The sequence below is a fragment of the Pseudomonas uvaldensis genome (assembly GCF_021271205.1).
In the GTDB taxonomy this organism is placed as follows: Bacteria; Pseudomonadota; Gammaproteobacteria; order Pseudomonadales; family Pseudomonadaceae; genus Aquipseudomonas; species Aquipseudomonas uvaldensis.
Genome location: NZ_JAIWKS010000019.1, coordinates 1 through 17,374 on the forward strand (window position 1 = coordinate 1; position 17,374 = coordinate 17,374).

Here is a 17,374-nt window from a genome sequence, read left to right on the forward strand (position 1 = left end):
AGCCACGCCGGCACCGCCGATGTAGATTTCGCCCGGCACGCCCAAGGGCACCGGCTGCCGGTGTTCATCCAGCAAGTAAAACTGGGTGTTCGCCACAGGCTTACCAATGTGCGGAACAAACCCATCTTCGCGAGCCATGGATACCCAACTGGAGTAAGTCGTGGTTTCCGAAGGACCGTAGAGGTTGCACAGGCGCTTGACTTGGGTCTGCTCGAACAGCGCCTCCACCAGACTGCGTTTAAGAGCCTCACCCGCAACGTTGACGGTATCGACACCCTCACCCAACCCACCCGACTCCAGCAACGCCTTGAGCGCCGACGGCACGGTGTTGATCAGGGTGATGTCGTGCTCGCCCTGTTGCAGTTCCAGCACGTTGCTCACGACTTCGATACTGCCACCACAGGTCAGCGGCGCGAAGCATTCGTAAACCGCGAGATCGAAGTTCAGCGAGGTCGAGAACAGGGTTTTCGACAGCGTTTGAGCGTCGAACGACCGATGAGCCCAAGTGAGGAAGTTCACCGTGTTGCGGTGTTCGATCATCACGCCTTTCGGCAATCCGGTGGATCCCGAGGTATAGATCACATAGGCCAGATGCGAAGAGGTCAGCTCAGGCACCTGCGGATTCGAGACGGATTCGTCCTGCCACAGCCCGCTACCGAGGTCGATCACCGGCATCGAGGCACCGGCCAGCAAGCCAACCGTGGCCGCCTGGGCCAATACCGCCGCCGGGGCGCTGTCTTGCAGCATGTAGGCAATCCGATCCGCCGGATAGGCCGGATCCAGCGGCACATAACCACCACCGGCCTTGAGGATCGCCAGCAGGCCCACGACCATATCGAGACCACGCTCGACGCAGATCGCCACCCGCGAATCGGGCCGTACGCCCTGCTTGCGTAGGTAATGCGCCAGGCGGTTGGCCCGCTCGTTCAGTTCGCGATAATCCAGGCGCTGCCCGCGGTGGAGCACCGCCAGCGCGTCCGGCGTCCGCTCTGCCTGGGCCTCGAACAAGCCGTGAACGGTCTGCTCAATCGGATACTCCGCTTGCGTGGCATTGAAGCCATCCAGTTGCAGGCGTTCGGCATCGCCCGGCAAGACGATTTCACTGACTACGGCACGGGCATCGGCCACCATCGCCCGCAACATGCGCTTCAGATAACCGAGGTAGCGTTCCATGGTCGTCCGGTCGAACAACGCCGTGGCATATTCCAGGGTGCCTGAAATCAGGCCATCCACTTCACCCAGGTTCAATGACACATCGAACTTGGCGCTACGCCCCGGTGCCTCCACGGTTTGCAGCGACAAGCCTTCCAGCACGAGGCTTTGCCCATCGGCGGCCTGCCACGCCAGCATGGCCTGGAACAGCGGGCTATGGGACAGGCTGCGCACCGGCTTGACCCGCTCCACCACTTGCTCGAACGGCAAGTCCTGATGGGCCTGGGCGCTCAAGGTCTGCGCCTTGACCCGCTGCAGCAGCGTTTCGACATTCGGCCGTCCCGATACGTCGATGGGCACGGCCAGGGTGTTGACGAAGAACCCGATCAACTCCTCGACCTCGGCACGTCGACGGTTCGCCGTCGGCGAGCCAATGACGACCGTGTCCTGCCCCGAGAGCCGGCCGAGCACGGCGGCCCAGGCAGCCAATACCGTCATGTAGAGCGTCGTGCCGTGGCGCTGACTCAACGCTTTGAGATCCGCCGTCAGCGCTTCATCGAAAATCACCGACAGGGTCGCGCCGGCATAATCCTGCTGCGCGGGTCGCGGACGGTCCGCGGGCAACGTCAACAGAGGCGGCGCGTCTGCCAGGGTCCGTTGCCAATAGGCACTCTGTTCGCTCAACACCTCCCCGCTCAGCCAGCGGCGTTGCCACACGGCAAAATCGGCATACTGGATCGGCAGCGGCGATAACGGATCGGCTGTGCCATGCAGGCAAGCCTGGTAGAGCGCGCCCAGTTCACGGGTCAGCACGCCCATCGACCAGCCATCCGAGACGATGTGGTGCATCGTGACCAGCAGGACATGCGCCTCCTGCGCCAATCGCACGAGGCGACCGCGGATCAACGGCCCTTGGTGCAGATCGAATGGCGCGTGTGCTTCTTGCGCAGCCAGCCGGGCCAACTCATCCTCGGCGTCGACGCGATTGGACAGGTCATGGAATGTCAGAGCAAAGCCGCTCTCTTCGGCGGCAATGCGCTGCACGACGTCACCCCCGACCTTGTCGAACGTGGTGCGCAAGGCTTCATGACGCGCCACGATCCGGTCCAGGGCATCACGCAGGGCCTGCGGTGCCAGCTGGCCATTGAGGCGAAGTCCACCGCAGATATGATAGGCGGCGCTGCCACCCTCCATCTGCGCCAGGAACCACAGGCGCTGTTGCGCAAACGACAAGGGCAAGGGCTCGTTGCGAGACACCGCCACGATGGGCGGCAATGTACTGGCCGTCGCCTGCGTGACCCAGGCTGACAAGCCCATCAGCACCGGGTTGGCGAACAGCTCCGCCAGGCTCAGTTCCACGTCCAATTGCTGGCGCACCTGAGACATCAAGCGCACTGCCAGCAACGAATGCCCGCCCAGCTCGAAGAAATCGTCATGACGACCAACCTGCTCCACGCCCAGCAAACGGCACCAGATATCCGCCATGCGGGTTTCCATCTCACCCACTGGCGCTTCGTAGCCGCGGCTTGAATAGGCATCGCTGTCAGGCGCCGGCAGCGCCCGGCGATCAAGCTTGCCGTTGGCCGTCAGGGGCAACGCGTCGAGTCGTACGTAGGCCGATGGCACCATGTGCCGTGGCAAGTGCACCTGCAACCGGGCACGCAGGTTGTCGGACGTCAGGTCGTGATGTTCGCCTTCGTGTGTCGTGTAGTAGGCCACCAGGCGCATGTCATCCGGCGTCTCCCCAAGGGCAATCACCACCGCGTCGCGCACACCGGGACAATCGCCGAGCCTGGACTCGATTTCACCGAGTTCGATACGCAAACCGCGTATTTTCAACTGACCGTCGTTGCGCCCCAGGTAATCGATATTGCCGTCAGGCAAGTAGCGCCCCAGGTCGCCGGTACGGTACATCTTCGCGTGCTGCACAGGGCTGAACGGGTCCTGCACGAAACGCTCGGCCGTCAGTTCAGGCCGGTTCAAGTAGCCCCGCGCGACCCCCGCGCCGCCGATATAGAGTTCCCCCGTCGCGCCAACCGGAACCGGTTGCAAGTGGGCATCGAGCAGATAGACCCGTGTATTGCCCACCGGCTTACCGATATGCAGCTGCGCCTCGCCGGCGTCGATCCGGCCTGAGGTGGCGACCACCGTGGTTTCCGTGGGTCCATAGTTGTTGATCAGCGTGAAGCCCGGGTCGATGGGCAGCTTGCGCAGGCGGTCACCGCCAATCAGCAAGGTGCGCAAGCGCTCATGACCCAGGTTGCGGCCAAACGCGTATTCGGCAATGGGGGTGGGCAGGAAGCACACATCCAGCGCCTGGGCCTGCCACCAATCGAGCAATGCATCGACATTGTCACTGCCCGCATGGGCCGGCGGCAGCAACAGCGTGGCTCCGACGCACAGCGCCGGCCAGATCTCCCAGGCGGCGGCGTCGAAACCGAAGCTGGCGACGCTGGAGGTGCGGCTGCCACGTTTCATATCGAAAGCCTGGCAATGCCAGCCCACCAGGTTGTTGAGGTTGCGATGCTCGACCATCACGCCCTTGGGCAGGCCGGTCGACCCCGAGGTGTAGATGACGTAGACCAGATGACTCGGATCGAGGCCCGGCACCACCGGATTGGCGACCTCTTCGTCCTGAGCGATGTCATGTTCAAGATCAAGTACCGGCAACGTGTCCCCCGCCATGAGGGCTTTGGTCACCGGGTGCACCAGAACCGCTACCGGTGCGCTGTCTTGCAGCATGTAGGCGATACGTTCTGTCGGATAGGCCGGGTCCACGGGTACATAGCCCGCGCCGGACTTCAGGATGCCCAGCAACCCGACGATCATGTCCAGGCAGCGCTCGACACAGATCGCCACCCGGTCATCCGGGCGAACACCCATCGCCAGCAAGCGATGAGCGACCCGGTTCGCGCGGGTGTTGAGTTCGCCATAGGTCAATGCCCGACCTTCATGCACCACCGCCGTCGCCTCGGGCTGCGTCACCGCCCGGGCTTCGACCTGGCGATGGATCAACGCTTCATCGGCGTACACCGCCGCCGTCGCGTTCCAGGTTTCGAGCAATTGCCGACGCTCGACCGCAGGCAAGATTTCCAGGCTGTGCAACGGTGTTTGCGGCGCCTGCTCCAATGCGTCGACCAGGCTCTCCAGAGCCCTCGACATATAGCCACAGATACGCTGGGCGCCGATCCGGGACTGGACCTGCACCGTCAGGCTGAAGCCTTCACCCAGATCATCCACCGACAGCGTCAGCGGATAGTTGGTGCGCTCCTCGCCACCCAGGGCCTCGATCCCCTGCCAGGCCGATGACGACTGCAGCGCGACGGGCTCGGCCACCGTATGCCGGTAGTTGAGCAACGCACTGAACAAGGGCGTCGGGGCAGCCACACCGCTGCACCGCTGGGCCAACGCCAGGGAAGCGTGTTCATGGCCCAACAGCCCGGTCAGCCGATCATGGGTCGCCCGTACACCGGCGCGCACATCCTGCTCGCCCAGCCGCACGCCAATCGGCAGGGTGTTGATGAACATCCCCAATGCCCGATCGGCGCCGTCGCCGCCCTGCATGCGGCCCATCAACACCGTGCCGAACACGACATCCTCGCGACCCGATACCCGGCTCAGCACCTGAGCCCAGGCCAGGTGATGCAGACTGGCGGCGCTCACGCCCAACTGGCGCGCTTGCCGGCGCAGACGGCGGCTCAGGTCTGCGGGGATGTCCTGCCTGGCTTCTTCGATGGCATTGCCGTCGCCGCGCACATCCTGCAAGCCGAACGGCAGCGTCGGCTCGTCGATCTCGCCGAGCATTTCGCGGAAGAACCCTTCGTGCGCCTCTCGACTGACACCCAGGCGCGCCTGGGCCACGTAGTTGCGATAGGGCACCGCCTCGCCCATCCGGTCGGCCTGGCCGAGCAGATGCGCCTGCATTTCGTGGCGCACCACTTCCAGCGCCGTGTGGTCCAGCGCCATGTGGTGGAACAGCAGCGTCGCGACCCAGCGCTGGTTGACGGCATCCTCGGCAAAACGGATGCACATCAGCGGTGCCTGGCGGATGTCCATACGGTGGTGCCGGGCGTCGAAACGGGCCTGCAACTGGCCGGCGATATCGCCGTCCTCATGATGCAACTCCACATGCTCGATCCCCAGCACCGCCTCGCGCCAGACCACTTGCACCGGCTCGTCCAGGCCTTCCCAGGCCATGGAGGTGCGCAAGATGTCGTGGCGATCGATCACGGCCTGCAAGGCCTGGGTGAACGCATCGAAGCGTTCGCGGCTGTCAAAGGCGAACTGCGCTTGCAGCACGTAGGGATCGCCCTGTCCGGCTGCCAGGTAGTGATAGAGGATGCCTTCCTGCAACGGCGCCAGCGGATAGATGTCCTGCACGTTGCCCGCCCCGCCCGGTACCGTCGCCACGATGCGGTCGATAGCGTCCTGGCTCAACGAGACCAATGGCAGCATGGCCGGGGTGATGGACTCGCAGCCGGAGGGGATCCGATTCGCCGGGACAGTGACTTCGTTGCGGTCATCGTTGCCGACAGCCGTCGCCAAGGCAGCCAGGGTGGGCTGGCTGAACAGGATGCGTACATCGGCACTCAAGCCGGCCTGGCGCATCCGTTCGATCAGGCTGACGGCCAGCAACGAGTGGCCGCCCAATTCGAAGAAGTGATCGTGACGACCGACCTGTGGCAGACCGAGCAGCTCCTGCCAGATCTGCGCCAGGGTGGTTTCGATCTCGCCCTGCGGGGCTTCGTATCCACGGGTAATCACCGAATCCTGATCCGGGGCCGGCAAGGCCTTGCGGTCAAGCTTGCCGTTCGGAGTCAGCGGCAGTGCGTCGAGGCGTACATAGGCCACGGGCACCATGTATTCGGGCAGTTGCGCTTGCAAATGGCTGCGCAGACTTTCGATGTCCGCCGTTACCGATTCGGTGAAATAGGCGACCAGACGCTTGTCGCCCGGTACATCTTCGCGGGCCAGCACCACGGCTTCCTTCACGGCATCGTGTTGAGCCAACCGCGCCTCGATCTCGCCCAGTTCGATCCGGAAACCGCGGATCTTCACCTGATCGTCGTTACGGCCCAGGTACTCGATATTGCCGTCCGGCAGGTAACGCCCCAAGTCGCCGGTCTTGTACATCCGGGCGTTCGGTTCACGGCTGAACGGATCCTTGAGGAAGCGCTCGGCCGTCAGATCGTCGCGGTTCAAATAACCCCGAGCCACCCCAGCGCCACCGATATAGATTTCGCCCGGCATACCCAGGGGCACCGGTTGCTTGTGTTCATCCAACAGGTAGAACTGGGTGTTCGCCACCGGCTTGCCAATGTGCGGAACAAACCCATCCTCGCGGGCCATGGATACCCAACTGGAGTAAGTCGTGGTTTCCGAAGGACCGTAGAGGTTGCACAGGCGCTTGACTTGGGTCTGCTCGAACAGCGCCTCCACCAGACTGCGCTTGAGCGCTTCACCCGCCACGTTGACGGTATCCACGCCCTCACCCAACCCACCCGACTCCAGCAACGCCTTGAGCGCCGACGGCACGGTGTTGATCAGGGTGATGTCGTGCTCGCCCTGTTGCAGTTCCAGCACATTAGTGACCACGTCGATGCTGCCGCCACAGGTCAGCGGCGCGAAGCATTCGTAAACCGCGAGATCGAAGTTCAGCGAGGTCGAGAACAGGGTTTTCGACAAGGTGTTGGTATCGAACGACCGATGGGCCCAGGTCAGGAAGTTCACCGTGTTGCGGTGTTCGATCATCACGCCTTTCGGCAATCCGGTGGAACCGGAGGTGTAAATCACGTAGGCCAGGTGCGACGAGGTCAGCTCAGGCACCTGCGGATTCGAGACGGATTCGTCCTGCCACAGCCCGCTACCCAGGTCGATCACCGGCATCGAGGCACCGGCCAGCAAGCCAACCGTGGCCGCCTGGGCCAATACCGCCGCCGGGGCGCTGTCTTCCAGCATGTAGGCAATCCGATCCGCCGGATACGCCGGATCCAGCGGTACGTAACCGCCGCCGGCTTTGAGGATTGCCAGCAGGCCCACGACCATGTCGAGGCCACGCTCGACGCAGATCGCCACCCGCGAATCGGGCTGCACACCCTGCTTGCGCAGGTAATGGGCCAGGCGGTTAGCCCGCTCGTTCAGTTCGCGGTAGTTCAGATACTGTTCGCCATGCAGAACGGCCACATCGAGTGGAGTCCGTTGCACCTGTTCCTCGAACAAGCCATGAATGGTCTGCCCAAGCGGATACTCCGCCTGCGTCGCGTTGAATGCCTGCAACACTTGCCGGCGCTCTTGTTCGCAGAGAATCTCCAGCTCATTGACGGCCGATTCGGGGGCAAATTCCAGCGCCTCCACCAGGCTCGCCAGGGCGGTCTGCATGTAGGCGCCGACCTGCCGGGCATCGACCCCGCCAGCGGTCTGTACGCTCAGTAGGAAGCCTTCACCCTGGTCGTCCACGGACACCATGCACGGGTAGTTGGTCCGTTCCATGACCTCCAACACCTGCATCCCCGCCCAACGGTCGACCTCGTCGCCTTCCGGCAGCGGACTGTGGCGGTAATTCAGCAAGGCACTGAACAGCGGCAACGAGGCCGGCACGCCACTGCAACGCTGGGCCAGTGCCAGCGAGGCATGTTCATGGCCCAGCAAGGCCGTCAGCCGTGCGTGGGTCGCCTTGACCCCGGCACGCACGTCCTGCCCACCGACATTCACCCGCAGCGGCAAGGTATTGATGAACATACCCAAGGCCCGATCCGCGCCCTCGCCGCTCTGCATGCGGCCCAGCAGCACGGTTCCGAAGACCACGTCTTCACGGCCGGACACCCGTCCCAGCACCCTGGCCCACGCCAAGTGATGCAGGGCCGCGGCACTCACGCCCAGCCGTCGCGCCTGCTGCCGCAAGCGCCGGCACAGGCTCGGATCCAGGTCCAGCTTCACCTCCTCGATACCCCGGCCGTCACCCTGCACCTCTCGCAGGCCGAATGGCAGGGTCGGCTCCTCCACGTCACCGAGCATGTCGCGGAAGAAACGCTCGTGCTGCTCGCGACTGACGCCCAACAATGTCTGCGCCACATAGTTGCGATAGGGCATGGCGGCCCCAAGGCGGTCGGCCTTGCCTTCGAGGCACGCCAGCATTTCCTCCTGCATCACATCGAGCGCCGTATGGTCCAGAGCGATGTGGTGGAACAACAGAATCGCGACCCAGCGCTGATGGGCTTCGTCCCAGGCACAGGCGAGACGCATCAGCGGCGCCTTGCCCAAGTCCAGGCGACAGTGCCGGGGGTCGAACAGCGCCTTCATCTGCGTGGCGATGTCGCCCTGGGCCGGATCGAGCGTCTGTTCTTCAAGCACCAGATGAGTACTGCGCAGAACCACCTGCAAGGGCGCTTCGAGGCCCTCCCAGAGCAAGGCGGTCCTGAGAATATCGTGCCGATCGATCACGGCCTGCAGCGCTTGCACGAAACCGTCGAGTCGGGCCCGGCTGTCCATGGCGAACGCGGCTTGCAACAGATAGGGATCGCCCTCTTCGGCGGCGATGTGGTGATAGAGGATGCCCTCTTGCAACGGTGCCAACGGGTAGATGTCCTGCACGTTAGCCAAACCGCCCGGCACGGTGGCGACGACGCGGTCGATGGTTTCCTGGTCGAGCTCGACCAGCGGCAACATCACCGGCGTGATCCGATCGCAACCGGCGACAATTCCGTTGGCCGGCACCACGACATCGACACGAGCGCCCACAGCCGCAGCAAGCGCCGCCAGGGTGGGTTGACCGAACAGCACCCGGACATCGGCACCCAGGCCGGCCTTGCGCATCAGCTCGATCAGTTTCACCGCCAACAGCGAGTGCCCGCCCAGTTCGAAGAAATGGTCGTGCCGCCCCACCTGCGCGACGCCGAGCACGTCAGCCCACAACCGCGCCAGCGTGTTCTCCAGCTCTCCTTGCGGCGCTTCGTATGCACGGCTGGCGAAGGCATCCGCTTGCGGGGCCGGCAACCCACGGCGGTCGAGCTTGCCGTTGGGCGACAGCGGCAGCTTTTCCAGGCGTACGTAGGCCGCCGGGACCATGTAGTCCGGCAACAGGGCTTGCAGGTGCGTGCGCAAGCCATCGGCCCCCACCGAGGCATTGGCCGTCTGCACGGTGATGTAGGCCACCAGGCGCTTCTCGCCAGGGCTGTCTTCACGGGCGACCACCGCCGCCTCTTTTACCTCGGCGTGCTGGCAAAGCCTGGCTTCGATCTCGCCCAGTTCAACGCGGAAGCCACGGATCTTGATCTGATCATCGTTGCGCCCCAGGTACTCGATATTGCCGTCGGGCAGGTAACGGCCCAGGTCACCGGTCTTGTACAGGCGCGCTTGTCCCTCGGTGGCGAACGGGTCCTGGATGAAACGCTGCGCGGTCAAGTCGTCGCGGTTCAGGTAGCCACGGGCGACACAAACGCCGCCGATATGAATCTCGCCAGCCACGCCGACCGGAACAGGTTGCAGCTGTTCGTCCAGCAAGTAGATGCGGGTATTGGCCACCGGCCTGCCGATGGCCGGCAGCGTCGGCCACGCGGCGACATCGTCGGGCAACGTCAGCGCGGTGGTGACGTGGGACTCGGTCGGGCCATAGTGGTTGTGCAGGCGACAGCCGTCCAGGCGCTCGAACATTGCGCGGATCTGCGGCGTAACGCGCAATTGCTCGCCCGCTGTGATGACATCTCGCAAGCCACAGGCCGACAGCGCGGCATCACGCTCACCGGCCACCGCTTCGGCCAGGGCCTGCAAGGCGATGCAAGGCAGATAGAGCCGTTCGATTCGCTGTTCACGGATGTGCTGGAACAGGCGATGGAAGTTCAGTCGGGTATCGGCATGGATCAGCGACAGCTCGCCGCCCGCGCACAGCGTGCTGAAGATTTCCTGGAACGCCACGTCAAAACCCAGGGCAGCGAACTGCAAGGTACGTGCGGCAGCCCTTCCCTGTTGTTGCGATTGCTCGATCTGCCACTGCATCAGGTTGACCAGGGCACGGTGTCCCATCGCCACGCCCTTCGGCTGGCCGGTGGAACCCGAGGTGTAGATGACGTAGGCCAGGTTGTCGCAAGTCAGTCCGTTCGCCTGCGCATCCGGGTTCGAAGACGGTTGGCTGCCGACACCGGCGGCGACACGTTCCCGGGCATCGAGCAACAGCACAGGCACGCGCAACGACGGGAAACGCCCGTGCAGGTCACGTTGGGTCAACAGCGCCTTGGGTGCGCTGTCTTCCAGCATGTAGTCCAGGCGCTCCGCCGGATAAGCCGGGTCCAGCGGCACATAAGCGGCACCGGCCTTGAGAATGCCCACCAGCCCCGCGACCATCTCCAGGCTGCGCTCGACACAGATCGCCACGCGGTCATCCGGCCGGATACCCAGCCCGATCAGGTAATGGGCGATCTGGTTGGACAGTTCATTCAGTTGCGCATAACTCAGGCACTGGCCCTCACAGGTCAGCGCAATGGCGTCTGGTCGAGCCCGGACCTGGGCCTCGAACAGCTGATGGACCAGCAGCCCGGTCGGGTACGCGACATCGAAGGCATTGAACGTCTCCAGCAACTGCCGGCGCTCGGCGTCAGGCACCAGGGCCAGGCTGTGCAGCGGTGCGTTCACGTCCTGGTCGAGTGCGTCAGCCAGGGCTTCGAGTACCGTGCACATGTAGCCGCAGACGCGCTCGGCACCGATCCCCGCAACCGCTTGCACCGTCAGCCCGAACGATTCGCCCAGGTCGTCCACCGACAGCGACAACGGATAGTTGGTCCGTTCTTCGCCCCCGAGGATCTGCGCCCCGGCCCAGATACGTGCCTGGCCCGCTTCTTTCGGGGCCTGGGCGGCGACGGCGGTCTGACGGTAGTTCATCAGCGCACTGAACAACGGCGTCGGCGCCGCCACGCCACTGCAACGTTGCGCCAGCGACAACGGCGCGTGTTCGTGGCCCAGCAGCGTCGCCAGGCGTCCGTGGGTCGTCTTCAACGCGGCCAGTACGCCCTGGTCGCCCGCTTCGACGCGCAATGGCAGTGTGTTGACGAACATGCCCAAGGCATGCCCGGCCTCTTGCCCGCCGTGCAGACGGCCCATCAGCACGGTGCCGAACACTACGTCCCGGCAGCCGGACAAGCGACCCACCACCTGCCCCCAGGCCAAGTGATGCAGACTGGCGGTACTCACGCCCAGGCGACGTGCCTGAGCACGCAGGCGCCCGGCCAGCCCGGCATCCAGCGCCAGGGTGGCTTCCTCGATGCCGGCGCCGTCGCCCTGCACATCCTGCAGACCGAACGGCAGCGTGGGCTCGTCCACATCCCCGAGCATCTCGTTGAAGAACGCCTCATGCTGCTCCGGATGGCTGCCCAACCGGACCTGGGCCACGTAATTGCGGTACGGCACCGAGGGTGGCAGCGCGGCCGAACGGCCCTCCAGGTGCGCCTCGATTTCCTTGCCCAGCATGCCGAGGGAGGTGGCGTCATCGATCAGGTGATGGAACAGCAACACCGCGACCCAGCTGCCATCGGCGGCATCTTCGGCGAAGTGGATGCGCATCATCGGCGCCTGGCGCAGATCAAAACGGGTATGGCGTGGATCGAAGCGGGCCTGCAACTGTCCGGCCACATCACCTTCGGCCGGCGAGAGATCAAGTTCCTCGACCACCAGGCGGGCTTCGCGCCAGACCACCTGCACCGGCTCGCCCAACCCTTCCCACACCACCGAAGTGCGCAGGATGTCGTGTCGGGCAATCACTGCCTGCAGGGCGTGCCCGAAAGCCTCCAATTGCTGACGACTGCCAAACCGCAACAGCGCCTGCAACAGGTACGGATCGCCTTCGTCGGTCGCCAGGTGGTGATACAGGATGCCTTCCTGCAACGGCACCAGTGCGTAAATGTCTTGCACGTTGCCGACGCCACCGGGCACCGTGGCGATGACGCGGTCGATTTCTTCCTGGGTCAGGCTCGCCAGCGGCAGCATATCCGGACTGATGCGTTCGACATCCGGAGCAATCCGGTTCGGCGGTATCATGATGCCGTCGCTGTTGCCCGTGGCGGCCGCCAGGCTCGCCAGGGTCGGCTGACCGAACAGCACCCGCACATCGGCGTGCAGGTTGACCTGGCGCATGCGTTCGATCAGCTTGACCGCCAGCAGCGAATGACCGCCCAGTTCGAAGAACCGGTCGTGCCGTCCCACCTGCTCAATGTCCAGCAGTTCGGCCCAAAGGGCCGCCAGGGTGATTTCCACCGCACCGACAGGCGCTTCATAGCGACGCCGGACAACAGCTTCTGAATCGGGGGCAGGCAGTGCCTTGCGATCCAGCTTGCCGTTGGTGGTCAACGGGAAGGCTTCGAGCAGCACGAACGCGCTCGGCACCATGTAGTCCGCCAGCGAACCCAACAGTTGGCCACGCAGGTCGGCCGCCGAGACAGACGCGCCTTCTTGCGCGACGACATAGGCCACCAGGCGCTTGTTCCCCGGCTCGTCCTCGCGAGCGATCACCACCGCTTCGCGCACCTGTGCACACGCCAGCAGTTTCGCTTCGATCTCGCCCAGCTCGATCCGGAAACCCCGGATCTTCACCTGTTCGTCGTTGCGCCCCAGGTATTGCAGTTCTCCGTTGCTCAGCCAGCGGCCAAGATCCCCGGTGCGATACAGGCGTGCATTGGCGCTGCGCTCGAACGGGTCGGGAAGGAAGCGCGTTTCGTTGAGCTCCGGCCGGTTGAGATAACCCCGCGCCACACCGGCACCGCCCACGTACAGCTCCCCCGTCACGCCCTTCGGTACCGGTTGGCCGTGTTTGTCCAACAGATACAGGCGCAAATCGGGAATACGCTTGCCAATGGGACTGACGCCAGTCATCTGCGCATCCGCCGCACACAACGCACGGTAGGTCACGTGCACGGTGGTTTCGGTGATGCCGTACATGTTGACCAGTTGTGTGCCGGCGTTGATGTTCCGGGCGTACCAGGGTTTCAGAATGGCCGCTTCCAGCGCCTCCCCACCGAAAATCACTTGCCTCAGGCTGTGGCGCAGGTCGCTTTCGCCCTGGGCCGCGATCAACTGGCGGAACGCGCTAGGCGTCTGGTTCAGCACCGTGACACCGGCCTCGCACAGCAGCGCATAGCAGTCCTGCGGCGAACGGCTGACCAGTTGCGGCACCACCAGCAGGCGGCCGCCGTGGGTCAATGCACCCCAGATTTCCCAGACCGAGAAGTCGAAGGCGAAAGAGTGGAACAGCGCCCAGACGTCCTGCGGGCCGAAGTCAAACCACGGCTGGGTGGCCGAGAACAGCCGCGCGACGTTGCGGTGCTCCACCATCACCCCTTTGGGCAGGCCCGTGGAACCGGAGGTGTAAATGACATAAGCCAAATGGCGCGAAGCCAGAGTGCCGATGTTCGGATCGTGCCTTGGCTGCTCGGCGATCCCGGCGGCGTCAGGCTGATCGAGCAGCAACACCGGGACGGACACCTCCGGCAGTTGGGATTCGAGCGATGACTGGGTGAGCAGCGCCACCGGTGTGCTGTCGTCGAGCATGAAGGCCAGGCGCTCCTGGGGATAGGCCGGGTCCAACGGCACGTAACCCGCGCCGGACTTCAGGATGCCCAACAGGCCGACAATCATGTCCAGGCCGCGTTCGACACAGATCGCCACCCGATCATCCGGGAAAACCCCCAATGCCAGCAGACGATGGGCAACCTGGTTGGCCCGCGCATTGAGCTCGCGGTACGTCAACGTCTGGCCTTCGCATACCACCGCCACCGCTGCAGGCTGTGCAGCGGCCCGTGCCTCGAACAGGCCGTGGATCGTACGGTCATGTTCATACGACTGTGGATCACCCGCGCTCCAGGCCTGGAGCAGACGGGATTCGGCCGGCGTCGGCAGGACAAACCCATGGACCGGCAGCGTGTCGTCTTCCAGCCCTTGCTCCAGCACGTGCAGGAAGCGCTCGGCCATCGCCTCGACTTCATCGGCCTGCAAATACGCCTGGTTGTAGATCCAGTGCAGCCAGGCAGTGTCTTCGTGAGGGTTGGTCCGCAGGTGGATGGCCAGGGGCATCTGTTCCTGGCCGTTGGAACTCTTCACCGAATAGGCAGTGGCGTCGCCGAACCGGTACAGGTGATTCTCCTCTTCATAGGAGAATGACACATCGAACAGCTGTGCCCGATTGTCACGCCGCAGTTCCAGGGAACGATGGATATCACTCAAGGGAAACCGCTGGTAGCGATAGTCCTGCTTGAGTGCGCGCGCCACTTCACGGATCAACTCGCCGAACGACAAGTCGTCGGCGAACCTCAGACGCATGGCGCTGACTTGAGTGAACAAGCCCACGGTTTGCTTGAATGTGGGATTGGAGCGATTGAGAATCGGCAGGCCGACCACCAGTTCGTCGCGTTGGGTGGTCCGGACAAAGTACACGTACAGCGCGGCCAGCAGCACCGGGAAACGCGAAACCTGATGGCTGAGCGCCAGGGCGTCGATCCGCTCGTTCAGCGTCTGGGGGAATGACGTCATGGCATGGGCACTGGGCACCACGGCTTCGGCGTGACGATCCCGGTAACGGGCGGTGAACAACGGTTCCGGCACATCCCGGTACTTGTCCAGCCAATAGGCCTGGTCCCGCAGATAGCGATCCGAGCCGTGATAGCGGGCATCCTCCTCGATAAACCCGGCATAGGACGGTGCCGACAGATCAGGCTCGCGGTTTTCCTCAAGGGCGGTATAAAGCTCGCTGAGCGAGGCAAGCATCAAACCGATGCCCCAACCGTCCTGGATGATGTGGTGCAGGTTCACCACGAAATAGAACGAAGCGTCATCGAGCTTGACCAGATAGAAACGGAACAGTGGGCCCTTATCCAGCGCAAAGGGCACCTCCAGCCCCTGCTGCACCCAGGTCTGGGCCGCTGCCTGCGGTTCGGGACGATTGGAAAAGTCGATCAGCGGAACCCGCACATCCAGAGATTCCACCAGCGTCTGCATCGGCACACCGTCGCCGCCGGCGTCGCAATGCAACACGGTGCGCAGGGCATCGTGCTTGCGCACCAACAGGGCGACCGCCTGCTGCATGCGCTCCGGGTCGACAGCACCGCGGATATGGACATAGCCGCCCATGGTGTACAGGGCAGAATCGCCCTTGGTCATCTGGTCCAGCCAGATGTCCCGCTGGGACGCCGTCAGTGGGTAGGTAGCCGCAAGCCGCAGGGACTGGTTCATACCCGGCCCTCCGGAACTTGTACACCGGCAGGGCTGGAATTGTGGTTGGCCGAAAAATCGGTTGCGACAGCGACGTCCACAGCAAAGATAAATGTCATACGTTCCTTCTCAGAAATTTGTCAGTGCTGCCCGGACAAACAACCGGTGCAGTACGGGTCGAACGGGTGGATGGCGGATGCACGACATCGCCACCCGACGGCGGATCCGCGGTGTCGGGTGGGGTCAGGTCAGGCGCCTTTCAAAGGTTTGCGCAGGGCTCGTCGCGACAACATCGCCGGCCGGAGGACAATCCGGGGGCACTCATTCAGGCTCGCTTGTCGCGAATGGCGCAGTTGACATCGGAAACGATCTGCCCGTCCGCCAACTTGATGATGCGATCGGCCAGCTGGAAATACTGATCATCATGGGTAATGATCAACACCGTCTTGCCGCGGCGCTTGAGCTCGGGCAGCAATTCCTCGTAGAAGAATTTCTTGAACGGCGGGTCTTGGTCGGCGGCCCATTCGTCGAGCACGTAGACCGGGCGATCCTCCATATACGCGCACACCAGGGCCAAGCGTTTCTGCTGGCCATAGGACAATGCCTTCAGGGTGGAGTAACCGAGTCCTTCGATCTTGATCTTGTCGGCCAGCCCGAGGGTTTCCAGATACTTGCTCGCCAGGACCGGGTTGCCGTCCTCTTCGTCCGGACCGATCAAGCGATTGAACAAATGGAAGTCGGAGAACACCGCGGAAAACAGATCGCGGTAGTCACTGCGGCTTTCATCGGTGATGGCGACCCCATCAAGCAGCACCTCGCCACTTTGCGGGATGTAGAGCCCGCAGAGCACCTTGGCCAGGGTGCTTTTACCGCAGCCGTTGCCGCCGACGATGTAGATCAACTCGCCCGACTGCACCGTCAGGTCGATAGGGCCCAGGGAGAATCCGCTGTCGGCCTGCACGTCGTGATAATGCATCTGTACGCTTTTCAACTCGATGCTGTCCCAGGACTTCTTGTGCTCAAGCAGGTGCACTTTCGACGTTTCGGCCACGACGGGATCCGGGTGCGGATCGTTGATCGCAAAACCGAACTCGGCGAGACGGGTGCAGGCGACACGCCCCGCCGCCAGCACCGGCATCGCCCCCACCAGCAGCGAGAGAGGCCCCATGATGTAGAGCACCGCCAGCACGCTGGCCGTCATCACCTTCGGATCGACCGCACTGACCAGTGGCGCGGCAAACAACAGGCAACCAATCAGCAATGACAAGGTGAACTGGCCAACGTTGTCGGCGGCGGTGTACCACAGGCGCTCGACGAAGTTGTAGCGCGCCACCCGAGTCGAAGAGGCTTCGATGGCGGAGCGGCCGAACCAACGGCGACGGATGCCGTTGAGCTTCAGTTCCTTGAGGCCGAACACCAACGCATGGGTGTACTCGTTGAATGCGGTGAACTCGTCCCGCACCCGGTTGGTGGACCTGACGCCGCTGGCGAAGAAGAACAGGTAAAGACCCACCCCCAGGATCATCAGCGAAACCGTCAAGGCCAGGACCACCCATGACAGGTACGCCAGGTAAGCGATGCCGAACAGGAACACCGTCATTTCCACCAGTACCGTGGGCATCACCACCAGTGTCGTATTCAGTTGTGGGATGTCATTGGTCAGCATGGTCAGCACGTTGGGAGGGCCACGCCGGTCCACCTCTTCAAGCGGCGTTGCGAGGATCTTGCGGCACAGCGCGATGCGCAACCGCGTCATGATCCGCATGCTCGCGTAAGCCGGGAACAACGCCGCGCCGTTACGCAGGATCAGCGCCGTCGCGCTGAGACCGACGAACCAGTACAAGGCCTCCAGGCGTGACCCATCGTTATGGATCGCCTGGTTGATCACACTCACCACCGCGATGGACGCGACCCCGCTGATGACACCGCAAATCAAGGTGAAGAGCGTCAGCCAGGGATGGTTGCGCCACAGCAGGCGCATGACCGAACCCGGCCGGGTTTTCTTCGCTTTCTGGTCTTTCATGGGTTGCTGTCCTCG

The 17,374-nt window shown here is 63.6% G+C and carries 2 protein-coding genes; both read right to left on the bottom strand.

Annotation, left to right across the window (positions count from 1 at the left end):
- On the bottom strand, positions 1 to 15,357 hold a 15,357-nt coding region (locus LCU97_RS26995; protein ID WP_232778163.1), incomplete at its 3' end, for a non-ribosomal peptide synthetase.
- A 304-nt stretch (positions 15,358 to 15,661) separates the two neighbouring features.
- Positions 15,662 to 17,359 (bottom strand): cyclic peptide export ABC transporter, encoded by a 1,698-nt coding sequence (locus LCU97_RS26095; RefSeq protein WP_232778164.1) that lies wholly within the window; start codon positions 17,357 to 17,359, stop codon positions 15,662 to 15,664.
- Positions 17,360 to 17,374 lie beyond the last annotated feature (15 nt).